At 49.6% G+C, this 22,130-nt stretch carries 18 protein-coding genes; 16 read left to right on the plus strand and 2 right to left on the minus strand.

Annotation, left to right across the window (positions count from 1 at the left end; genetic code table 11):
* The first annotated feature begins 7 nt into the window (after positions 1 to 7).
* The 4 genes from ACI0FR_RS12520 (at position 8) to ACI0FR_RS12535 (ending at position 5,129) form a co-directional block, all read left to right on the plus strand.
* On the plus strand, positions 8 to 1,210 hold the full coding sequence (locus ACI0FR_RS12520; RefSeq protein ID WP_404908066.1) for a M20 aminoacylase family protein: 1,203 nt from the start codon (positions 8 to 10) through the stop codon (positions 1,208 to 1,210).
* A gap of 256 nt (positions 1,211 to 1,466) precedes the next feature.
* Positions 1,467 to 2,762, plus strand: a complete 1,296-nt coding sequence (locus ACI0FR_RS12525) for an MFS transporter (protein ID WP_404908064.1) — start codon at positions 1,467 to 1,469, stop codon at positions 2,760 to 2,762.
* Positions 2,763 to 3,014: 252 nt separating this feature from the next.
* Positions 3,015 to 4,199: a DmpA family aminopeptidase gene (locus ACI0FR_RS12530; protein ID WP_374833037.1), complete on the plus strand. Its 1,185-nt coding sequence runs from the start codon at positions 3,015 to 3,017 to the stop codon at positions 4,197 to 4,199.
* A 177-nt stretch (positions 4,200 to 4,376) separates the two neighbouring features.
* Complete coding sequence (locus ACI0FR_RS12535) at positions 4,377 to 5,129, plus strand: UTRA domain-containing protein (RefSeq protein WP_404908061.1); 753 nt, start codon at positions 4,377 to 4,379, stop codon at positions 5,127 to 5,129.
* A gap of 2 nt (positions 5,130 to 5,131) precedes the next feature.
* Here ACI0FR_RS12535 and ACI0FR_RS12540 read toward each other — a convergent pair whose 3' ends face one another.
* Positions 5,132 to 6,499 carry a formimidoylglutamate deiminase gene (locus ACI0FR_RS12540; protein ID WP_404908058.1) on the minus strand — a complete coding sequence of 456 codons (1,368 nt, stop codon included), beginning with the start codon at positions 6,497 to 6,499 and terminating at the stop codon, positions 5,132 to 5,134.
* 135 nt (positions 6,500 to 6,634) lie between these two features.
* Here ACI0FR_RS12540 and hutI point away from each other — a divergent pair, with 135 nt between their 5' ends.
* Genes hutI through ACI0FR_RS12565 form a run of 5 tightly spaced genes read left to right on the plus strand, consistent with a single transcriptional unit; the run spans position 6,635 to position 12,551 of the window.
* Complete coding sequence (hutI, locus tag ACI0FR_RS12545; protein ID WP_404908056.1) at positions 6,635 to 7,852, plus strand: imidazolonepropionase; 1,218 nt, start codon at positions 6,635 to 6,637, stop codon at positions 7,850 to 7,852.
* 42 nt (positions 7,853 to 7,894) lie between these two features.
* The gene (gene hutH / locus ACI0FR_RS12550) at positions 7,895 to 9,430 is read left to right on the plus strand and encodes a histidine ammonia-lyase (RefSeq protein WP_404908054.1); all 1,536 of its coding nucleotides are present in this window, start codon (positions 7,895 to 7,897) and stop codon (positions 9,428 to 9,430) included.
* Positions 9,431 to 10,225, plus strand: a complete 795-nt coding sequence (hutG, locus tag ACI0FR_RS12555; RefSeq protein ID WP_404908052.1) for an N-formylglutamate deformylase — start codon at positions 9,431 to 9,433, stop codon at positions 10,223 to 10,225.
* A 19-nt stretch (positions 10,226 to 10,244) separates the two neighbouring features.
* Complete coding sequence (hutU, locus tag ACI0FR_RS12560) at positions 10,245 to 11,918, plus strand: urocanate hydratase (RefSeq protein ID WP_404908049.1); 1,674 nt, start codon at positions 10,245 to 10,247, stop codon at positions 11,916 to 11,918.
* A 60-nt stretch (positions 11,919 to 11,978) separates the two neighbouring features.
* A complete protein-coding gene (locus ACI0FR_RS12565) occupies positions 11,979 to 12,551 on the plus strand; it encodes a HutD/Ves family protein (RefSeq protein WP_404908047.1) in 573 nt (190 codons plus the stop codon).
* On the opposite strand, the gene ACI0FR_RS12570 is transcribed toward ACI0FR_RS12565, so the two are convergent.
* Positions 12,548 to 13,399 (minus strand): MurR/RpiR family transcriptional regulator, encoded by an 852-nt coding sequence (locus ACI0FR_RS12570; protein WP_404908044.1) that lies wholly within the window; start codon positions 13,397 to 13,399, stop codon positions 12,548 to 12,550. The two genes, ACI0FR_RS12565 and ACI0FR_RS12570, sit on opposite strands and share 4 nt — an antisense overlap.
* 181 nt (positions 13,400 to 13,580) lie before the next feature.
* Between ACI0FR_RS12570 and murA the strand changes: the two genes are divergently transcribed.
* The 7 genes from murA (at position 13,581) to ACI0FR_RS12605 (ending at position 22,129) form a co-directional block, all read left to right on the plus strand.
* Positions 13,581 to 14,837, plus strand: coding sequence for a UDP-N-acetylglucosamine 1-carboxyvinyltransferase (murA, locus tag ACI0FR_RS12575; protein WP_404908041.1), 1,257 nt, complete (start codon positions 13,581 to 13,583; stop codon positions 14,835 to 14,837).
* An 8-nt stretch (positions 14,838 to 14,845) separates the two neighbouring features.
* Entirely contained in the window at positions 14,846 to 15,733 is an 888-nt protein-coding gene (locus ACI0FR_RS12580) for a glucosamine kinase nucleotide-binding domain-containing protein (RefSeq protein ID WP_404908039.1), read from the plus strand.
* A 282-nt stretch (positions 15,734 to 16,015) separates the two neighbouring features.
* Positions 16,016 to 16,939, plus strand: a complete 924-nt coding sequence (gene murQ / locus ACI0FR_RS12585; RefSeq protein WP_404908037.1) for an N-acetylmuramic acid 6-phosphate etherase — start codon at positions 16,016 to 16,018, stop codon at positions 16,937 to 16,939.
* Between the two features lie 50 nt (positions 16,940 to 16,989).
* Positions 16,990 to 18,510, plus strand: coding sequence for an ABC transporter substrate-binding protein (locus ACI0FR_RS12590; protein ID WP_404908034.1), 1,521 nt, complete (start codon positions 16,990 to 16,992; stop codon positions 18,508 to 18,510).
* A 75-nt stretch (positions 18,511 to 18,585) separates the two neighbouring features.
* On the plus strand, positions 18,586 to 19,545 hold the full coding sequence (locus ACI0FR_RS12595; protein WP_404908031.1) for an ABC transporter permease: 960 nt from the start codon (positions 18,586 to 18,588) through the stop codon (positions 19,543 to 19,545).
* Positions 19,545 to 20,384 carry an ABC transporter permease gene (locus ACI0FR_RS12600; protein WP_374833063.1) on the plus strand — a complete coding sequence of 280 codons (840 nt, stop codon included), beginning with the start codon at positions 19,545 to 19,547 and terminating at the stop codon, positions 20,382 to 20,384. Before ACI0FR_RS12595 ends, ACI0FR_RS12600 begins: the two co-directional genes overlap by 1 nt.
* Positions 20,381 to 22,129, plus strand: coding sequence for an ABC transporter ATP-binding protein (locus tag ACI0FR_RS12605; protein WP_404908028.1), 1,749 nt, complete (start codon positions 20,381 to 20,383; stop codon positions 22,127 to 22,129). Before ACI0FR_RS12600 ends, ACI0FR_RS12605 begins: the two co-directional genes overlap by 4 nt.
* Position 22,130 lies beyond the last annotated feature (1 nt).

Raw genomic sequence — 22,130 nt, forward strand, 5'->3', positions numbered from 1 at the left:
GGAGAGCATGACCCAGCCAGATAATTTTGCCCGCATCACTGATTTGGAACCACAACGGACAGCGTTAGAAGATATTCGCCATCATTTGCATGCCAATCCGGAGCTTTCTTTTGAAGAAGAGAAAACTGCGGCTTATGTGGCTGATAAACTGGAAAGCTGGGGCTATGAAGTTACCCGAAATATTGGCGGACACGGTGTTGTCGGTTGCTTAACCGTCGGTACCGGCGGACGCAATATTGCTATCCGTGCCGACATGGATGCTTTGCCGATTCAAGAAAAAACCGGTCTTGCCTATGCAAGCCAGATTGATGGCAAGATGCATGCTTGCGGCCATGATGGCCATACAACCATGTTGCTGGGCGCGGCACAATATCTGGCGCGCACCAAGAATTTCATAGGCACGGTGACTTTGATTTTCCAACCGGCAGAAGAAGCCGGTGAGGGGAGCGGCGCGCAAGCGATGATTGCCGATGGTTTGTTCGAGCGCTTTCCGGTGGATGCAATTTTCGGACTTCACAACCATCCGGGCATTCCGGAAGGAACTGTGTTGACGCGTTCAGGGCCTATTATGGCCGCTTCAGATACAGCGCTGATCCGTGTGATTGGCAAAGGTGGCCATGCTTCGCGCCCACATCTGACAGTTGATCCGATTATGGTCGCTTCCAGTCTGGTTATGGCTTTGCAAACCGTTGTTTCCCGCAATATCGATCCGACGGAAACGGCGGTGATTACGGTTGGCAGTATTCATGGCGGCGAAGCTTCCAATGTTATTTCAGAACATGTGGATATGGCAATCAGTATCCGTTCTTTCTCGCCCGACATCAGGGAATTATTGCAAAAGCGTGTTTGCGAACTGACCGAACAGCATGTTGCGGCCTATGGTGCGAGTGCGGAAATTAAATATCAGTTAGGCTATCCGGTGGTGGTCAATTCCGATGACGAAACGATATTTGCCACTGAAGTTGCGAGTGAATTGATTGGGGAGAGTAATGTTTCTACCTGTCCTCTTCTTCCGGGCAGTGAGGATTTTGCTTACTTTCTGCAACATAAACCGGGTAGCTTTTTTCGCCTTGGCAATGGTTTGAATTCTGCGGTTTTACATAATCCGAAATATAATTTTAACGACGAAAATCTGACTATTGGTGCAGCTCTTTGGGCACGGTTGGCCGAACGCTATCTTGCTGCCGGGGGCAATGGCTCGCAAAGCTAAGTCATTTTTGCCGATCAAGTTTCAGGGATACCGCATGTTGAAAAAAATGCGGTATTTTTGTCTCACCGCTTCCAAAAAACAATCTGGTGCAGAAAGTTCTTAATTCGCTCATCAGGCAGATATAACTCGGTTTCTAAGGCAATAATGTTTTATATGCATACACAAAGTTTGTGACTTGATTTATCACATGATCTGTATCAATTGCCATGTAATATAGCGTTCATTTTTCAGGCATAATGCCTGTTTAGAGGTTTAAATGTCTGCGCAAGTGATTGCGATGATACTCGCTCCCGTCTTAGGCTTGTTCATTGTCAGCATTGGCAATGGTTTTTTGTCCTCACTGACAACCTTGCGTCTGGATAGTGCAGGCGTATCGGAGACGATGATTGGCTTCGTTTCGTCCTCTTATTTTATTGGTCTGACAGTCGGCGCTATTTTCCATGATCGATTGATTGCGCGTATTGGCCATATTCGTGCTTATAGCAGCTTTGCCTCTCTAATTACCGTAACTGTTTTGTTGCAAGGCATGTATTTCGATGTCTGGTTTTGGTTGAGCTTGCGTTTTCTTTATGGCTGGGCGGCGATTGGTATTTTTCTAGTCATTGAAAGTTGGCTATTATTGGCGGCTGATCAAAAAATTCGCGGGCGTATTCTCGCGCTCTACATGATCGCTTTATATGGCTCTGGTATGCTTGGTCAGATCGCGCTTGGAACTGTCGATGCTATGGGGGCGGTTATTCCCTTTATGGCGGCAGCCATTCTTGCGTCACTTTCCGTTTTGCCGATTGTGATCTTGCCGAAAGTAACGCCGGTTGTTGAGCGTGTCGAGGCACTCAATCCCTTTGATTTGCTACGTATGACGCCCAGTGGCGTGATTGGTTGCTTTGGTTCGGGTATTGCCATTGCTGCGGTATATTCATTGCTGCCACTTTACTTGCAGCGTACTGGGCGTGACATCAGTGAAGTGGGTACAATGATGGCGAGCGTCATTTTTGGTGCAATGGTTTTGCAATATCCGGTCGGTCGCAGGTCTGACAGGCAGGATCGCCGCATTGTGCTGATAACGCTGAGCATTGCCTGTGTGGTGCTTTCAGCGCTGGTGATTGCATTGCCCCAGACTTCGCCATTATTGATCGTGGTGTTCTTTCTGCTGGGTGGCGCTATTTTTGCCATCTATCCGGTTGCCGTTAGTTTTGCGGCCGACAGTACTTCATCTGACGCATTGGTGCGTATGATCCAAGGTTTGTTATTGATCAATTCAGTCGGCTCGGCAATCAGTCCTGTGATTATTTCTCCGGTAATGGCACTGATGGGGCCGCTTGGGCTCTTCTGGTCGTTAAGTCTTCTCAATCTTTTGATGGTTGGCTTCTTTATGTGGCGACGTGGTGCGCGTCCGGAGTCTACGCCAGCGGCACCTTTTGCACCGGCAACACCTTATTCACCCGTTGGTGCGGAGTTACGTGTTACGGATGAAATGATACAAGGTGCGGTTGAAAACGAAAAAAATGATGCTGTTAATGTCGTCCTGCCTGAGGCTGAGCAAAATAACTAATCTATGAATTGAGGCGAGCATAATTATTTGTATTGTCTTGTTAGCTGCAAATATTCTTATTCTTATTCTTATTCTTATTCTTATTCTTAGCTTACGGTCTGTCGTTTCAAATGCGCAGTAAACGCATTGAAGCGACAGGTTTAATTTTTATAATTTAAGCAATTGTGCAGACTCAACAGTAGTGTCTAAATAGCAGTGGCTGCTGATCATAATATTCATTTTAAAGTGCAGCCATCAATGGGAGGAGTTACCATGTTCAAGATGAAGTCTGCACTTTTAAGTGCAGTCTATGGAGCTATTTTGGTGAGTACTTTTTCTGCTGCCGTCGCACAAGAAAAACCGCGTGCACGTGATTTAGGCATACCGTTTACAGGTGAAACAGGCCCTAATAATGCAATTACTGATGTAGAAGGCGTAACCGTTGGTTATTCCACAATTATTGAAGGTGAAGGCAAAATTGAGGTTGGCAAAGGGCCTGTTCGTACCGGTGTGACCGCGATTTTACCGCGTGGTAAAAGCTTCAATCCGGTTTTTTCCGGGTGGTATTCGCTCAACGGTAATGGCGAAATGACCGGTACAACATGGGTGGAGGAAAGTGGTTTTCTTGAAGGCCCGATTACCATCACCAATACGCATAGTGTCGGTGTTGTGCGCGATTCTGTCGTCTCATGGCTTGCGGACAACGATCTGACAGGGCCGCATTTCAGAGATCTCTATTGGTTGTTGCCGGTCGTTGCCGAAACTTGGGATGGAATTCTTAACGATATTAACGGCATGCATGTCAAAAAAGAACATGTTTATGCAGCTCTCGATAATGCGATCGGCGGCAAGATTGCAGAAGGCAATGTCGGTGGCGGTACTGGTATGAACCTATTTAATTTTAAAGGTGGTACCGGTACATCATCACGTAAATTAAGTGATGAGCAGGGCGGTTATACGGTTGGCGTGCTGGTGCAGGGCAATTTTGGTTCGCGCAAAGATTTGTTGATCGCAGGTGTTCCGGTTGGTCAGGAAATCACCGATATGATGCCGGATACATCATGGACGCGTGAAGAGGCAGGCTCGATTATTGTCGTGGTTGCAACGGATGCGCCATTGTTGCCACAGCAGTTGAAGCGTCTGGCGCGTCGTGTGCCGATTGGTATCGGCCGTGTTGGTGGTTTCGGCGGCAATGGCAGTGGTGATATTTTCATCAGCTTCTCAACCGGTAACCCGCAAGCTTATAGCCGTGAAGAAAATACCAAGCTTGAGATGGTATCAAACAACAAGATGGATCCGCTTATTCAGGCAGCTGCTTTGGCAACCGAAGAAGCAATTGTGAATGCTATGATTGCAGCGGAAACGATGAAAGGACGCGATGACAATGTGTCTTTCGCGATCCCGCATGATCGTTTGGTCGAGGTGATGAAAAAATATAATCGCCTTGACGCCAAATAATGGTCTTTAAGTTGAAAGCGGTCTTTACGGGCCGCTTTTTCTATATCCGATGTCTCTTGCATCAATCATAAAAGTCTATACAAAAAGGAAATGATCATCTTTTTATGCGACATAATGCAAGGTGATTTTATTTTGTATGGGAAGTCAGTATTTTGCTGAAAGTGACAAGGGTGCTGTTTGAACCAAGAAAATAATGCTCCGGTCAGTCTTTCTGAGCAAATTCAAAAAGATATCGAAGATAATATCATCAACGGACATTGGGCGCCGGGTGACAAAATTCCAAGTGAAAGCGATTTCATGGAGCAATATCAATGCTCCCGCATGACGGTTAATCGTGTTTTATCGCGCCTCGCTGAACGTGGATTGATTAATCGTCGCCGCAAAGCTGGATCTTTTGTTTCTGCGCCGCAAGCCGATAGCGTGATGTTTATGCAAATCCGCGACTTTGCCAAAGAGGCGCAGGAAACGGGCCAGCAATATCGGCATGAAATTTTGCTACGCAGAGAAGAGCGCATAGCACCTGCAAAAGCCAAAGAATTGCAGTTAAAAGCCGATCATATGGTTTTGCGCGTTTTGTGCCTTCATATCGTCAATGAAAAGCCGGAAGCTTATGAAGATCGTATTATTTCTTTGACCAAAGTACCGGAAGTAGAGGTTGAGTTTTTTGAAGAAACGCCGCCTGGAACATGGCTGCTTGGCCATATCCCGTGGAATGAGGCCAAGCACACCATTCGCGCGATCAATGCAGACACAACATTGGCGGGCATTCTTGGTATTGAGACCAATGCAGCTTGTTTGAAATTGAACCGGCGCACTTGGCATCGCTCGGAATTGATTACCGATGTGGATATTATCTATCCCGGTCTCGGACACGAGATTACAGGTGTGTTCACCTCTAATCTCGGTTCCTTCCCGCAAGTCAACTCCTGAACTTAGTTCAGCAATTCACGAATTGTCTGCTGGAATGCACGCTCAGCTTCGTCGCGTTTAGCATGGCGGCCATTTTCGACTTGTTTGATACCGTGTACCCAGACATCTGACACTTTTGCACGATTTGCAAAAATCCATGCATCAAGAATGGTGTCGCCTTTGGTGTCAGGAAGGCGCGCTGTATCAAGGGAGATAAAATCGGCGGACGCACCGGCTTTGAGGCCATCTTCTGCGCGTCCCATTGAGATGTTACCGCCTTTAACCGCGCCATCAAACATGGCTCTGCCGGTAGAGCCTTCATTGTGTGCCAGCACATTGCGGGCGCGATGTTGCAAACGTTGCGAATACTCATATTGGCGCAATTCATCACCAATACCAATCAGCACATTGGAATCGGAGCCAATGCCGAATTGACCTTGATGCTCATGAAAACATGTGGCGTTGAAAGTTCCGTCACCCAGATTAGCTTCTGTCACAGGGCAAAGTCCTGCAATTGCGCCTGATTTTGCAACTGCTGTTGTCTCGGCATTTGTCATATGCGTTGCGTGAATAAGGCACCAACGCGAGGAAAAATTTTGATTTTCCAACAGCCATTCAACGGGGCGTTGACCAGACCACATAATGCAATCTTCAACTTCTTTAACTTGCTCGGCGATGTGAATATGCACCGGTGTGTCCGGTAATAATTGCGCGGCAAAACTTAATTCGTCAGGCGTGACAGCACGCAAACTATGAGGAGCAACGCCTAAAACCGCACCATCGAAACCGGATAATGCTTTCTGACAACCTTCAATAAGTTTGCCAAAGCTTGCCTCATTGTTGATGAAGCGGCGCTGGCCTTCATTGGGAGCGCTTCCGCCAAAACCGGAATGAGCATAAAACACCGGCAGTAAAGTCAGCCCGATGCCGGAAGTTTTTGCAGCATCGATAATCTGATCGGCCATTTCAGCGATGTTATCATAAGGGCTGCCGTCGCGGTTGTGGTGGAGGTAATGAAACTCGCCAACACGGGTAAACCCAGCTTCAAGCATGTCGATGTAAAGCCGCACAGCAACTGATCGCGCCTGATCGGGCGACATGGTGAGAGCGAACTTATACATGATGTCCCGCCAGCTCCAAAAACTGTCAGCGGAGCTGCCGCGTTTTTCAGCAAGTCCTGCCATGCCATATTGAAAAGCATGGCTGTGAATATTCGGCATACCGCTCAAAATTACATCATGGCACTCGTCATCGGCTCTAGCGGCAACGCTCTTTTCAAGCGCGTTAATTTTTCTGTCGACAATGGTGATGCGCACATCTTCTGCCCAGCCGTTCGGTAAAAGCGCTTGTTTGGCATGGATTATTTGCGTGTTTTTTTGCGCTGCCGCCATAAATCTTAACTCCTCTTGCCGCTTGGTTTTCCCGTTTGTTTTTCAACAAAATGCATTTTGAAGCATTTTTCCTCTTGGCGGCTCGATTATTATGTATATACATTATATGCAAACAGGGGAAGAGTGAAAATGCTGATGGCAGAAAAATCCAACTTCGTTTTAACCAATGCGCGTATGATTACGCTTGCAGAAAATGCGGGCGGTTTGGGTCTGGTGGAAGATGCAGCTCTTGCCGTAAAAGACGGCAAAATTTCCTATGCCGGAGCGCGAACAGAACTCGGCAACCAATATACTGATTTTGAAACAATTGATTGTCAGGGCCGATTGATCACGCCGGGCTTGATCGATTGCCACACCCATCTGGTTCATGCGGGCAATCGTGCGCATGAATTTGAACTGCGCTTGAATGGCGCAACTTATGAAGAAGTGGCGCATGCGGGCGGTGGTATTATTTCTTCTGTTAAAAATATGCGAGCGGCGAGCGAAGTTGATCTGATCCATGAGACATTGCCACGCCTTGATGCTTTGATTGCCGAAGGTGTGACGACAATCGAGATTAAATCCGGCTATGGGCTGGACACTGAAAATGAAATAAAAGCCTTGCGTGTCGCACGCCAACTTGGCGAAATACGTGATGTTGCGGTACGCACCACTTTCCTTGGCGCTCATGCACTGCCGCCTGAGATGAATGGCGACAAGCAAGCCTATCTTGATAAAATTATTGATGTAATGCTTCCCCGTATTGCGGCAGAAAATTTGGCTGATGCAGTTGATGGTTTTTGTGAGGGTATTGCTTTTTTACCGGATGAGATGGCGCGCGTTTTTGATGCCGCTAAAAGCTATGACTTGCCGGTCAAACTTCATGCCGATCAGCTCTCCAATTTGCATGGCGCTGCATTGGCTGCTTCTTATCAGGCACTGTCTGCCGATCATCTGGAATATACCGATGAAGAAGGTGCCAAGGCGATGGCAAAGGCTGGCACTGTCGCAGTTTTGCTACCAGGTGCTTATTATTTCATTCGTGAAACGCAAAAACCTCCCGTTGAGCTTTTCCGTGCCGCGGGCACGAAAATGGCACTCGCCACTGATAATAATCCGGGCACATCACCATTAACATCGCTGCTTTTGACCATGAATATGGGCGCCACATTGTTTCGTATGACGGTTGATGAATGCATCGCCGGTGTGACCCGCGAAGCGGCGCGGGCGCTTGGAATTTTAAAGCAAACCGGCACGTTGGAAATTGGCAAAGATGCAGACATTGCCATTTGGGATGTCGAACGTCCGGCAGAGCTTGTTTATCGCATTGGTTTCAATCCGCTGTGGAAGCGGATTTTCAAAGGCCAGATTTAATTTTTTCATAACCCGTGGGCTTTGTCCCCGATGGAGCAACAGATGACTCTCGTTCTAAAGCCCGGCAGTGTTTCTCTTGGAATTCTTGAGAAAATCTATCGCGAAAAACTGAGTGTGCGTATTGATACATCTTTTTATGGCGCGATTAAAAAAGCTGCCAATCGTATTGCGGAAATTGCAGCTGGTGATGCTCCAGTTTATGGCATTAATACCGGTTTTGGTAAGCTGGCTTCCATTCGTATTGCGCCGGAAGATGTTGCAACCCTACAGCGTAACCTGATCCTGTCGCATTGCTGCGGCGTGGGCGAGCCTTTGAGCGAAGAAATCGTACGTCTCATTATGGCACTCAAGCTGATTTCGCTCGGCCGTGGTGCGTCTGGTGTACGCCTTGAACTCATTAATCTGATTGAAGGCATGCTGGAAAAAGGCGTGACACCAATGATCCCTGCCAAGGGTTCGGTTGGCGCTTCCGGTGACTTGGCACCTCTTGCCCATTTGGCAGCGGTGATGATCGGCGAAGGTGAGGCTTTTTATCAAGGTGCGCGTCTTTCAGGCGCAGATGCTTTGAAAAAAGCAGGACTGACACCAGTGGTGCTGGCGGCCAAAGAAGGTCTGGCCTTGATTAACGGCACACAAACCTCAACGGCGCTGGCGCTTGCGGGATTGTTCCGTGCACATCGCGCTTTGCAAGCAGCATTGATTACCGGTGCACTTTCCACCGATGCTGCCATGGGGTCGACCGCACCATTCCATCCGGATATTCATTCATTGCGCGGTCATCAGGGACAGATTGATACAGCATCTGCTCTGCGTAAGCTGCTTGACGGCTCTGTTATTCGTGACAGCCATCTAGAGGGCGATCAGCGCGTGCAAGATCCTTATTGCATCCGCTGTCAGCCGCAGGTGGATGGTGCATGTCTGGATATTTTGCGCCAGGCTGCCCGCAGTCTTGAAATTGAAGCCAATGCGGTGACCGATAATCCGCTTGTACTCTCCGATGATAGTGTGATTTCCGGTGGCAATTTCCATGCTGAACCTGTGGCTTTCGCTGCCGATCAGATCGCTCTTGCTATTTGCGAAATCGGTGCCATTGCACAACGCCGCATTGCGCTTTTGGTGGATCCAGCGCTCTCGTTCGGCTTGCCAGCATTTTTGGCCAAAAAACCGGGTCTTAATTCTGGCCTAATGATTGCGGAAGTGACCTCTGCCGCCTTGATGAGCGAAAACAAACAAATGTCGCATCCGGCATCGGTGGATTCAACACCAACCTCCGCCAACCAAGAAGATCACGTCTCGATGGCGTGTCATGGTGCGCGGCGTTTGTTGCAAATGACTGATAATCTTAATGCGATTATCGGTATCGAGGCACTTACTGGTGCTCTCGGTGTGGAGTTGCGTGAGCCACTTGAAACCAGTCCGGAACTGAAGAAGGCCATTGCAGCACTGCGTGCAAAAGTGCTGACCTTGGAGATTGACCGTTACATGGCCAATGACCTTGAAGCAGCCAGCATGGTCATTGCTGACGGTTCATTCAATATCAGCATCAGCAACGGCATTTTGCCAAGTTTGGAGGCTTAAATGCAAGCCTTTGAACTGAAATCTGGCTCATCGCCGGTGATCATCGCTCTGCCCCATACCGGCACAGATATGCCGGATGATATTAAAGCAAGACTCAATGTAAATGGTCGTAATCTGGCCGATACAGACTGGCATATTCATCATCTTTATGGTGGACTGTTGGAAGATGCTACAGTGATAAGGGCCACCTTTCATCGCTATTGCATCGATGCCAATCGCGACCCAAAAGGTGTCAGCCTTTATCCGGGGCAAAACACGACGACACTTATTCCGACCACGGATTTTGACGGACTGGCCATTTGGAAAGAAGGCGAAGAGCCAACTTCAGATGATATTGAAGATTGTTTGAACCGTTTTCACAAGCCTTATCATGATGCACTGGCTGCTGAAATCGAGCGGGTTAAAAAGATCCACGGCATCGCAATTCTTTACGATTGCCATTCCATCCGCTCTCATATTCCGTTTTTGTTTGAGGGTATTTTGCCGGATTTCAATATCGGTACCGATATGGGCAAAACCTGTGCACCGGAAATCGAAGCCATTGCGGTTGATGTGGTCAGCAAAGCGCAAGGTTATACTTCGATTTTAAATGGTCGCTTTAAAGGCGGCTGGACGACGCGCCATTACGGCAAGCCGGAAAATCGCGTGCATGCCATCCAGATGGAATTGGCGCAAAAGACGCATTTAGTCTCTGAAAACTTGCCCTTTGCCTATGATGAAGCAAAGGCAGAGCGCTTGCGCGTTCATTTGAAAACTATCTTGCAGCGCATCGAAGCTGCGGCAGCCAAATTATAAAGATCGAAAAGGGGAAACCATGTCCAATCCACGTCATAATGAGCGCGATGTCCGCGCACCGCGCGGCACTGAACTCAATGCTAAAAGTTGGCTCACTGAAGCGCCATTGCGTATGCTGATGAACAATCTTGATCCGGATGTTGCCGAGCGTCCGCATGAGCTGGTGGTTTATGGCGGCATTGGCCGCGCCGCCCGTACATGGGATGATTTTGACAAGATTGTTGCTACACTGAAAACGCTGGAAGACAATGAAACCCTGCTGGTACAATCGGGTAAACCGGTTGGTGTTTTCCGTACTCACAAAGATGCGCCGCGTGTGTTGATTGCCAACTCCAATCTGGTGCCGCATTGGGCGACATGGGATCATTTTAACGAATTGGATAAAAAAGGTCTTGCCATGTATGGCCAGATGACTGCCGGTTCGTGGATCTATATCGGCGCGCAAGGGATTGTGCAGGGCACTTACGAAACCTTTGTCGAGGCCGGTCGCCAGCATTATGGTGGCAACCTCAAAGGCAAATGGATTTTAACTGGTGGTCTTGGTGGCATGGGTGGTGCACAGCCTCTTGCAGCCGTGATGGCAGGTGCTTGTTGTTTGGCTGTTGAATGCGATGAAACCCGCGCGGATTTCCGTCTTCGCACCCGTTATGTCGATGAAAAGACCCATAGCCTTGATGAAGCATTGGCAAGAATTGACGAATGGACCAAGGCGGGAGAAGCTAAATCCATTGCGCTGATCGGGAATGCGGCAGAAATCTATCCTGAACTCGTCAAGCGTGGTGTACGTCCTGATATTGTTACCGACCAGACCTCGGCGCATGATCCGGTACACGGCTATTTGCCGATTGGCTGGAGCGTTGCTGAGTGGCGCGCGAAACAGGAAAGCGATCCGAAAGGTGTTGCAAAAGCTGCCCGCGCTTCGATGAAAGTGCAGGTTCAGGCCATGCTCGACTTCTGGAATGCCGGTATTCCAACAGTTGATTACGGTAATAATATCCGTCAGATGGCGCTGGAAGAAGGTTTGGAAGATGCTTTTGCATTCCCGGGCTTTGTGCCAGCCTATATCCGCCCATTGTTTTGCCGTGGTGTCGGGCCTTTCCGTTGGGCAGCGCTTTCCGGCGATCCGGAGGATATTGCCAAGACCGATGCCAAGGTTAAAGAACTGCTGCCGGATAATAAGCATCTGCATAACTGGCTGGATATGGCGAAAGAACGCATTGAGTTTCAGGGGCTTCCGGCGCGCATTTGCTGGGTTGGTTTGGGTGATCGCCATCGCCTCGGTCTTGCCTTCAACGAGATGGTGCGTAATGGCGAATTAAAAGCACCGATTGTGATCGGTCGCGATCATCTGGATAGTGGTTCGGTTGCCTCGCCAAACCGTGAAACAGAATCTATGAGAGATGGTTCGGATGCAGTTTCCGACTGGCCGTTGCTTAACGCGCTGCTCAACACGGCATCGGGTGCAACATGGGTTTCGCTTCATCATGGCGGTGGTGTCGGCATGGGTTTCAGCCAGCATTCCGGCATGGTGATTTGTTGTGACGGTTCGGTAGATGCGGACGAGCGCATTGGCCGTGTTCTTTGGAATGATCCGGCAACCGGTGTAATGCGCCATGCCGATGCAGGTTATGATATAGCGCTGGATTGGGCAAAAGAGCAGGGGCTGCGCTTGCCTGCAATTCTTGGCAATTAACTTGTCTTTTCTCCCGCAAGTATCGCACTTGCGGGAGATTTATTATAAGAGGCAATACCGATGAAAATTTTGCGCAGCGATGATCACAAACAAATGCCGTGGAAAAACGGTGGTGGTGTGACGGTTGAAATTGCCATTCATCCGGCGGATGCAACAGTTGATAATTTCGATTGGCGCATTTCTACCGCAAAGGTGGCTGAAGACGGTGCTTTCTCAGTTTTTGCTGATATCGACCGGACGCTTGCAGTGCTGGACGGGAACGGTATTGTCTTGTCCGTTGACGGTGTGGAGACGAAACTCACGCAAGCAAGTGAGCCTTATAGCTTTGCGGGTGATGCACCCACCAGTGCCTGTCTGATTGACGGAAAAATCACGGACTTGAATATGATGACGCGACGCGGGGTTTATGCTCACACAGTGACCCGCATTGTGCTGGATGGTTCGCCAGTTCATTTACAAATTAAAGGGCAGAGCCTGTTGTTTGTTGCGAGCGGATTGGTACGTATTCAAAACGCGCAACATGAAGAAAAACTGTTTGCCAGAGATTGTGCGCGTTTCGATGTGGAAGAAACAAGTAACCTCCAGATTACGGGTGAAGCCGTTGCTTATCTGATCAGCTTTAAAAGCATTTAACCATTTTTAAGCGTGGTGACGGCCTGTTCACTGTTGCGGATATAATCATAAGCGTCACTTTGTTTTTGAATTAGCAAGATGAAAAGCAGGTCGGTCAGAATAAGCTGTGCATCGCGCGATGTGATCGAGGATGAGCGGACTTTTTCTTCATCCGCAACCGTATACAGATTGATATCGGCATTGGAAGCCAGCTTGTTTTCTTTCAAACCGGTAACGGAAATTACCATTGCTCCGCGTTCTTTTGCGGCTTCTGCAATGCGCAATGTTTCAATACTGGCACCCGACTGCGAAAAAGCAACCAACACATCATGACTGCTCAACGTGGAAGCATTGGCCATTTGAATGTGGCTGTCGTCATTGTGCAAGACATTGCGGCCGAGCTTCATCATTTTATAGGAAAAATCGCGCGCAACAAGTGATGATGCCCCAACGCCTGCCAGATGAATGCGACGAGCTGCATCAAGGGCTGATAGTGCTTTGCCGATATCATCCTCATTATTGACCGCAACGGTCTGCTGCATGGATTGCAGCTTGCTGCCGATCAGTTTTTGCAAAATGGTCAGATAGCCATCGTCTTTTTCAATGGAACCGTGAATAACACCGGCAGGCACGCGCCATTCTTGCGCTTTGGCTTCAATAACTGCGCGTTTTAGTTCCTGATATCCGGCAAAGCCCAGCTTTTGGCTGAATTTGACTACGCTTGATTGGCTACGCCCTGTTTCTTGAGCCAATGCGGCAGAAGATAGCTTGGCGACTTGCTCTGGTCGCTCGAGAATAAACTCACCGATCTGCTGGTCGGCAGGTGCCATGTCTGTTAATCTGACACTGATCATCTGTAATACCGACACTGGTGATCTCCCAAATCTATTCTATTATTGCCGCTATCCTATGTTTTTTTTAATTGCTGTTCACAATAGGATGGGGTGAGGAATATATTATTCCAAATCAATTGACACATGGTACTGCTGAATTCATAGTCAATGCAAGTCCATCATAGCAGCCCATTATAGCAACAAGGCAGTTTGTTCCATGGATAAATTACGAATAGTCGGCGGAAAACGCCTTCAAGGTGCTGTCAGCATAGCGGGTGCAAAAAATTCGGCACTGCCGCAAATCGCAGCTTCGCTATTGAGCCCGTTTCCGCTGGAACTGACAAATCTGCCGGTTGTAACCGATGTTCAAGCCATGTTGAGTGTGGTGGAAGCGCAAGGGGCAGTAATCAATCACACGGCGCAGGGTACGACAATTGAAGCTCACGAGTTGCTTGCGGTTGATACAACTTATGAAACTGTGCGTAAAATGCGCGCGACTGTGCTGGTGCTCGCGCCCCTTTTGGTGCGCAACGGACAAGCGAGGGTTTCGATGCCGGGTGGTTGTGCCATTGGTGCAAGACCAGTAGATTTGCATGTCAAAGCGCTGCAGGCATTGGGCGCGCATGTGGAAATTGACCGCGGTGTGATTGCGGCATCTTTGAAGAGCAACCTTCGTGGTGCGCGCATTGTTTTAGGGGCACCATCGGTAGGAGCAACCGCTACGGCGATGATGGCTGCAACCTATGCAAACGGCGAGACAGAAATTTTCAATGCGGCGCGCGAGCCTGAACTCGCTGATCTGGCAGCATGTCTGACAGCAATGGGGGCGCAAATTGAGGGGGCTGGGACGCATCGCATTTTGATTAATGGCGAGACATCCTGGCGTGAAGCCAGTCATCACAGTATCCCTGACCGGATTGAGGCGGGGACTTACGCGGTGGCGGCAGCCATTACCGGTGGCCAGTTGGAACTCACCAATGCGAGGCTTGATCATCTGGCATCAGCTGTGCAGGTTTTGGAAATGATGGGTGTCAATGTCTGGCCGAGTGATCGCGGCATTGTCATTTCTCGTGACGACGCATTGAAACCGGTTGATCTGACAACAGAACCTTATCCGGGCTTTCCGACTGATTTGCAGGCGCAGATTATGGCGCTGGCAACTTGTGCCAATGGTGCGTCACTGATCCGTGAAACAGTGTTTGAAAGCCGTTTCATGCATGTGCCGGAGCTTTGCCGATTGGGTGCTGATATTACGCTTAAAGGTACGTCGGCCTTGGTGCGTGGCGGCGGGAAGCTCTACGGCACAGAGGTAATGGCGACAGATCTGCGTGCTTCTGTTTCGCTGATTTTGGCCGCTCTTGTGGCTGAGGGCGAAACCATTGTTAATCGCGTTTATCATCTTGATCGTGGCTATGAGCAGCTTGATCGAAAGCTGCGCCAATGCGGTGCTGATATTGAACGGCTGAAAGGGTAAGTGTCATCATGTCACAAATTTCAGCCTATTTTCTTGGTGTTGATGGTGGCGGAACCGGTTGCCGTGCGCGGATTGAGGATGCGCTAGGTCATGTTTTAGGACAGGGTCTATCGGGCCCAGCCACAACGCGTCTTGGCATAGAAGCGGCATGGGGTTCAGTCATGCGCGCCAGCGAAGCGGCGATTGAGGAAGCCGGATTAACTGCTCAAGAATATAGCCAAATTCATGTCGGTATTGCGCTTGCCGGTCTTGGTCGCAAGGGCGCGTTACAGGCTTTGCAGGCCATTCCGCATCAATTTGCGTCAATTGCTTTTGTCAATGATGGCAAGGGGGCGTGTTTGGGTGCGCATTCCGGCCGTGATGGAGCCATTGTGATTGCGGGCACAGGCTCGGTGGGGCTTGGTTTTGTTGAAGGCGAAGATTTGCGCGTTGGCGGATATGGGTTTCCAGTTTCCGATGAGGGGAGTGGTGCTTATTTGGGGCTGAAAACCATCCAGCATGCATTGCGTGCGCATGATGGACGTTTAGAAAAAACAGCGCTGCTATCGGAGGTGATGCAACGTTTTAGCAATGATCCGATGGAAGTTGTGGCGTGGATGGATCAGGCCGCTGCCACTGAATATGCGACACTTGCGCCGATGGTGATGCGTCATGCAGATCAAGGGGACGCTGCCGCACGCCGGATTGTGCAAGGGGCTGCCGGTCATGTGGATGCATTGGTGCGTGCTCTATTTGAGCGTGGCGCGCCGCGCGTCTCGTTGCTTGGCGGGCTTGCCACGCCGCTTTTGGCATGGCTCGCGCCTGATGTGCGCCGCCGTTTGAAGCCTGCTGATGGCGATGCGGTTTCAGGTGCGATCATTTTAGCCAGGCGTGAAGGAGAGGCGAAAAATCAGTAATTCCTGACATACTGTGAATTGGAATAATAAATTCCAATAATTTATTGACATATGGAATATTTAAACTTAGATTTTGTATGAAGTCAGGCATTTGGCGAGGGATGCGTTGCATTTGTGTCCTCGCTCTGATGGCTGGCCGGACAGGTGAATTCTAGAGCGTGTCGTACTTAACCGTATCCACTGTGCTCGCTCTAGCGGTTTGTTTTTACGCATGTCTTTGTCCCAAAACCGGGGCCCACTTTTGGGAGACATGCTCTAGATGCGATTTTTAAGGCGATCCGCATGTTGAAGCGAGAATTATTGTCAGAGCTGGACGGGCTGGTTTCCGAAGGGCGCAACCCGCGGACAATGGATATTGATTTGCTCGACAGTCTCGCCGTTGTTCGCAAAATCAACGATGATGACAAGATCGTGCCGCTGGCGGTGGAAAAAGTGCTGCCGGAAGTGGCGCAAGCCGTTGATGCCATCGTTGCAGCTTTTCGCAAAAACGCACGTCTCATCTATATTGGTGCCGGTACAAGCGGCCGTTTAGGTGTTTTGGATGCCTCCGAATGTCCTCCCACATTCGGGGTGCCGGAAAGCATGGTTGTTGGCCTGATTGCCGGTGGAAACGAGGCCTTGTTGCGCGCAATTGAAGGCGCGGAAGATGATGCTTCACAAGGTGAGGCGGATTTGCGCAATATTCAATTGAGTGCGTATGATGTGGTTGTCGGCATCGCTGTCAGCGGGCGTACGCCTTATGTGATTGGTGCATTAAATTATGCCAAATCATTGGGTGCGGTAACAGTTGCGCTTTCATGCAACCCGCAATCCACCATTGCAGCGCTTGCCGATATTGCGATTTCGCCGGTTGTAGGGCCGGAAGTTCTCACTGGTTCAACGCGATTGAAATCCGGTACAGCTCAGAAGCTGGTGCTTAACATGCTGACCACTGCGAGCATGATCAGGATCGGAAAAAGCTATCAAAATCTGATGGTTGATGTGTCTGCAACCAACGAAAAACTGGTTGCCCGTGCCGTTCGTATTGTTATGCAGGCTAGTGGTTGTGACGAGCGCACTGCCGAGGAAGCGCTTCGTCTGACAAACAATGATGTCAAGCTTGCGATTCTTGTTGTAATGAATGAGACAGGGGTTGAAGAAGCACGACGCGCACTGCATGAAGCGAACGGCTTTTTAAGACCGGCAATACATGTAAAATCAGTTTGAGACTAAGCACAATTCCGCGATGGATTTAGGGATCGTTAAGGGGAGCATGAATGAAAACGTCATTTAAAATCAAACTGCTGGGCTGCGTTGCAGCTTTGGCAATGTATTCGCCGGTGATGGCCGGTGATGCAATGGCGCAAACTTTGCGCATGGCTTGGTCGCAGGATGCCACCGGCCTTGATCCGCACAAGCAGACGGCATTCTCGTCGCAGCGTTTGCTGGAGCTGGTTTATGAGCCGCTTGTTCGCTCCGACGCACAGCTTTTGGCAGCACCTGCCATTGCAGAAAGCTGGGAATTCTCCGATGATGGTAAGGTACTGACCTTCAAGCTCAATAAAGATTCAAAATTCCAGAATGGTGAAAATGTCACCTCTGCGGATGTGAAAGCTTCTTTCGAGCGTATTCTGGATGAAGCAACCGGTGCAGCAGCGCGCGCCAACTTCCAGTCTATTGAAACAATCGAAACACCGGATGATGCAACAGTTATTTTCAAGCTGAAACAGGCTGATATTCCGCTGCTAACTGCAATGACTTCAATTAATGCGGCTATTTTGCCAGCAAGTGAAATTGCAGCCGGTACTATTGGTACCAAAACGGTTGGTTCAGGCCCTTTCATTCTGGAAAGCTGGAACCCGAACTCCAAGGAAGTTTTGAAAACCAACCCGGATTGGGCTGGCGGCAAAGTTGAAATCGATGGTATCGACATCAGCGTTCTGCCGGATGAGACAGCAATTCTGGCAGCTTTGCGCGCCAAGCAAATTGATTTTGCCGTGCTGAACGATCCAATGGTCGCCACCATGGTTGATCGTGAAGCCAATGTGACGCTCGATCGTACGCCAAGTCTTGCATATCATGTTTTGCAGCTCAATCCATCGCGTGCACCGATGAACGAACTGGCTGTCCGTCAGGCGATTTCCTGTGCTATTGATCGTCAAGATGTCTTGGAAACAGCGTCTCTTGGTGAAGGCGCTGTCACTGGTCCATTAACTTCACCGGCTTTTGCCAATGATCCGTCGACCCTTTTCTGCTATGAAAAAGATCTGGAAAAAGCCAAGAAACTGATGGCTGATGCCGGCTTTAAAGATGGTTTCTCTGCAACGGTTATTGCTGCAACCGGTGAGCCACCGACTGCAGCATCCGAAGCACAGGTTATCCAGTCGCAGCTTGCTGAAATCGGTATCAAGCTTGATATCCGAATGATGGAACTTAACGTCTATGTCGATACCTGGTTGAAAGGTGATTTTGACATGGCGGTCGCGCTCAACGCTGGCAGTGCAGATCCTTACACTATGTATAACCGTTATTGGACGAAAAATGGTAACCTGCAAAAGGTTGCACAGTTCTCTGATGATAAGCTGGACAGTTGGCTGCAAGAAGGGCGTGCAGAGACCAATCTGGAAAAACGCAAAGAAATCTTCTCGGAATTTGAGAAGCATATTGCGGAAGTTTCGCCATGGATCTGGCTCTATACGTCAAACAATTATGCTGCATTCCAGAAGAATGTAACCGGTTTTGAGCCGCGCCGCACCAATTCTATTTTTGGTGTGACCAAGATTAAACTGGACAAATAAACGTAAAATCACCCGTCCGGTTGTCTTTTAAAGATAACCGGACGGGTGATCTTCCCATTGATAAGGTCTGCCACTATGAGTTACCTGACGCGGCGGCTAGTGACATTTCCATTGGTCATGGTCGGAGTCTCTATTCTGGTTTTTGTCTCCATCCGCATGGTGCCGGGGGATTCAATCACTGCGATGCTGGGTACAGAAGCAGGGCTTCTGACGCCGCAGCAACGTCAGGCATTGGCAGAATATTTCGGCATTGACCGTAGCTGGCTGGCGCAATACTGGCATTGGCTGACCGGCGTATTGCAAGGCAATATGGGAATATCGGTTACTTATGGTAAGCCTGTTCTTGATGTCATTTTGGAGCGCTTTCCGCTGACGCTGCAATTGGCGCTGATGTCGATGATCATTGCTTTGGCGTTTGGCTTGCCTGCCGGTGTTTATGCGGCAACCCACAATGAGCGCCCATCTGATTTGATTGTACGTATTGTTGCGATGATTGGTCAGTCCACTCCAAGTTTTGTACTTGGTCTTTTGGTAATTTATGTATTGTCTGCGGGCTTCGGTGTTTTGCCGACAATGGGTGAATTTGTGCCGATCTGGGTTGATCCGATATCCAATCTTGGTCAACTGATTTTTCCGTCTTTGACCCTTGGTTTTGCATTTGCCGCGGCAGTCACGCGCATTTCACGATCTGCTATGCTTGATGTTTTGAGCGATGATTATGTGCGTACAGCACGCAGTAAAGGTGTACCTGCGCGCAAAGTGATCTGGCGCCACGCACTTCCCAACGCGCTGATACCGGTGGTGACATTGTGTGGTGTGGAATTTGGCTATCTTTTGGGTGGCGCAGTGCTTGTCGAGCAGATTTATGCGCTTCCGGGGCTTGGCCGCATGGTTCTTGAAGCTATTTTGCAGCGTGATTATGCGATGGTGCAAGGTGCAGTTTTGTTTATCGCTTTCAATTTCATGATTGTTAATTTGCTTGTTGATCTTGCCTATGTGGCACTCGATCCGCGTATCCGGATGGAGGAACGCTGATGCAACTTCTTCGTTCGATCTTTTCCCATCCGAGCGGACGCATCGGTGGGATTATTATCCTCGTCTATTTGATCGTCGCCGTGATGGGCTATGTCGGATTGACCCCGTATGATCCGTTGCTGCAAAATCGTCTTGCCCGTTTGCAAGCGCCGAATAGTGCTTATTGGATGGGCACTGATCTGTTTGGTCGTGACGTGATGAGCCGTTTGATGACCGGTATCACGCAATCCTTTATGGTAGGCTTTGCGGCTGTCGCTATTGCTGCTTTTGCAGGAACGGTGCTGGGTTTGACCGCCGCATGGTTTGGCCGTTGGTGGGATGGCTCTGTTATGCGTTTGATGGATGTGCTGTTGGCATTTCCCGCGATTTTGCTTGCACTTCTGATCATCACCGTGGTGGGACCGGGTGTCGGCACCAGCATTGCAGCCATTGCGATTGTCTATACGCCGATTTTCACCCGTGTTGTGCGTGGCCCTGCATTGTCACTGCGCTCGCGTGATTTTGTCGATGCCGCGCGCACATTTGGCAGTAGTCGTTTTTACATCTTAACGCGCCATTTGCTGCTTAATCTGGTGGCGCCTTTGACCGTACAGATCACACTGGCATTGGCTTGGTCATTGCTGACAGAGGCCGGTTTGAGTTTCCTCGGCCTTGGTACACAGCCTCCGGCCTCATCACTTGGCCTGATGCTCGCCGATGCGCGAAACCTGATGGAAAGCGCTCCATGGCTGCTGATCTTCCCTGCTCTTGCCATTATGATTGGCATTCTCGGTTTCAACCTGCTCGGTGATGCGCTGCGCGATATTCTCGATCCAAAGACGCGGAGGACTGCATCGTGAGTGCTCTTCTTTCTGTTAAAGACCTGCGCGTCGGTTTCGGGCGTGATCCAAAAGCCAATGAGATTGTCCGCGGTGTCAGCTTTGATTTGAACGCCGGTGAAACAATGGCGATTGTCGGCGAAAGTGGTTCGGGTAAATCCGTGACCTCGCTTTCGGTCAACCGTCTGGTAGATTTTGGCGGCGGCAGCATCATTGGTGGCTCGATGCTTTTCCAGCATGCTGACGGCTCGATCATTGATCTGGCAACGGCTCAGGAAAAAGAACTGACGACAATCCGCGGTGCGGAAATCGGCATGATTTTTCAAGAGCCGATGACCTCGCTTAACCCGGTTTTGAGCATCGGGACGCAGATTGAGGAATCCTTCCGTCTTCATCGTGGTTTGACGGGTAAACAGGCTCATGCGGCTGCAAAAGACGCGCTTGATCGGGTACGTATTCCGGATGCGGCGCGCCGTTTGAAATATAGCCCGAACCAGTTTTCCGGCGGTATGTTGCAGCGTGTGATGATTGCTATCGCGCTGGCTTGTAACCCGCGCTTGCTGATTGCTGATGAGCCGACAACTGCGCTTGATGTAACTGTGCAGGCACAGATCATGGCCTTGCTGAGTGAATTGAAGCGCGAAACCAATATGGGGATGATTTTCATCACGCATGATATTGGTCTTGTGGCTGGAATTGCCGATAAAGTTATGGTGATGCAGTCCGGTCAGGTGGTTGAGCAGGGCGCGATCTCTGACGTACTGGATCGTCCGCAACATGCCTATACGCAGCATCTTTTGCAGGCTGTACCGCATTTTGAAAACGGTGCTGCCGTACGCCACGATTATCATCGTCCGCAAGAAGACACAGAAAAGCCAGCCCTTAAAGTGGAAGACCTGACGGTTCGTTTCTCGGTCAAGTCCGGTCTTTTTTCACGCACAACCGGCAATGTACACGCGGTGGATGGCGTCGATTTTGACCTGATGCCGGGTGAAACACTGGCCATTGTTGGTGAAAGTGGATCGGGTAAATCCACCACTGCACGTGCCATTTTGGGGCTTGTCAAAGCAACGCGCGGTACATTTGAAACCAATGTGGTGAAAACAGCGCATGGCAATGCTGATGAGCCAGTGCAAATGGTATTTCAGAACCCTTATGCTTCGCTCAATCCGCGTCTGCGTGTTGATGAAATTCTGGCTGAACCGGTTATTGCCGCGGGCGGCAGCCGCACACCAGAAGTGAAGGCCAAGATGATCGCGTTGCTAAAGCGCGTTGGATTGCCGGAAGATAGTTTGCTGCGTTATCCGCACCAGTTCTCCGGTGGGCAACGTCAGCGTTTGTGTATTGCGCGCGCGTTGATGCTCAACCCATCCGTGCTGGTGCTTGATGAAGCCGTTTCTGCGCTTGATGTGTCCGTACAGGCAAAAGTGCTTGAACTACTTGTCGATTTGCAAAAAGAATATGGCCTTGCTTATCTTTTTGTCTCGCATGATATGGCTGTTGTGGAACGTATCGCACATCGCATTGCGGTTGTTTATGCTGGTCAGATTGTTGAAATCGGTGATGCGTCTTCTGTGCTTTCCAAGCCGCAACATTCTTATACCAAGCGTTTGATTTCGGCCGTGCCGAGTATTACCAAGCGCAACGAGCATTTTACGCTGGATTCACGTCAGGTGCCGTCATTGGTGCGCCCGTTAGGCTATGAACCGCCAGCGGCTCATTGGCTGAATTACGGTGCCGATCATAAGGCGAGAGCTGAGGCATAAG

Origin of the sequence: Paenochrobactrum sp. BZR 201-1 (genome assembly GCF_044987585.2) — a bacterium.
In the GTDB taxonomy this organism is placed as follows: domain Bacteria; phylum Pseudomonadota; class Alphaproteobacteria; order Rhizobiales; family Rhizobiaceae; genus Paenochrobactrum; species Paenochrobactrum pullorum.

Excerpts from the sequence above, each read along its gene's own strand:
- ACI0FR_RS12595 (WP_404908031.1), top strand. The coding sequence starts at position 18,586 with ATGAGTTACCTGACGCGGCGGCTAGTGACATTTCCATTGGTCATGGTC.
- ACI0FR_RS12580 (WP_404908039.1), top strand. The coding sequence starts at position 14,846 with ATGTCACAAATTTCAGCCTATTTTCTTGGTGTTGATGGTGGCGGAACC.
- murA (WP_404908041.1), top strand. The coding sequence starts at position 13,581 with ATGGATAAATTACGAATAGTCGGCGGAAAACGCCTTCAAGGTGCTGTC.
- ACI0FR_RS12525 (WP_404908064.1), top strand. The coding sequence starts at position 1,467 with ATGTCTGCGCAAGTGATTGCGATGATACTCGCTCCCGTCTTAGGCTTG.
- hutI (WP_404908056.1), top strand. The coding sequence starts at position 6,635 with ATGGCAGAAAAATCCAACTTCGTTTTAACCAATGCGCGTATGATTACG.
- ACI0FR_RS12530 (WP_374833037.1), top strand. The coding sequence starts at position 3,015 with ATGTTCAAGATGAAGTCTGCACTTTTAAGTGCAGTCTATGGAGCTATT.
- ACI0FR_RS12520 (WP_404908066.1), top strand. The coding sequence starts at position 8 with ATGACCCAGCCAGATAATTTTGCCCGCATCACTGATTTGGAACCACAA.
- murQ (WP_404908037.1), top strand. The coding sequence starts at position 16,016 with ATGTTGAAGCGAGAATTATTGTCAGAGCTGGACGGGCTGGTTTCCGAA.
- ACI0FR_RS12590 (WP_404908034.1), top strand. The coding sequence starts at position 16,990 with ATGAAAACGTCATTTAAAATCAAACTGCTGGGCTGCGTTGCAGCTTTG.
- hutU (WP_404908049.1), top strand. The coding sequence starts at position 10,245 with ATGTCCAATCCACGTCATAATGAGCGCGATGTCCGCGCACCGCGCGGC.
- hutH (WP_404908054.1), top strand. The coding sequence starts at position 7,895 with ATGACTCTCGTTCTAAAGCCCGGCAGTGTTTCTCTTGGAATTCTTGAG.
- ACI0FR_RS12600 (WP_374833063.1), top strand. The coding sequence starts at position 19,545 with ATGCAACTTCTTCGTTCGATCTTTTCCCATCCGAGCGGACGCATCGGT.
- ACI0FR_RS12565 (WP_404908047.1), top strand. The coding sequence starts at position 11,979 with ATGAAAATTTTGCGCAGCGATGATCACAAACAAATGCCGTGGAAAAAC.
- hutG (WP_404908052.1), top strand. The coding sequence starts at position 9,431 with ATGCAAGCCTTTGAACTGAAATCTGGCTCATCGCCGGTGATCATCGCT.
- ACI0FR_RS12540 (WP_404908058.1), bottom strand. The coding sequence starts at position 6,499 with ATGGCGGCAGCGCAAAAAAACACGCAAATAATCCATGCCAAACAAGCG.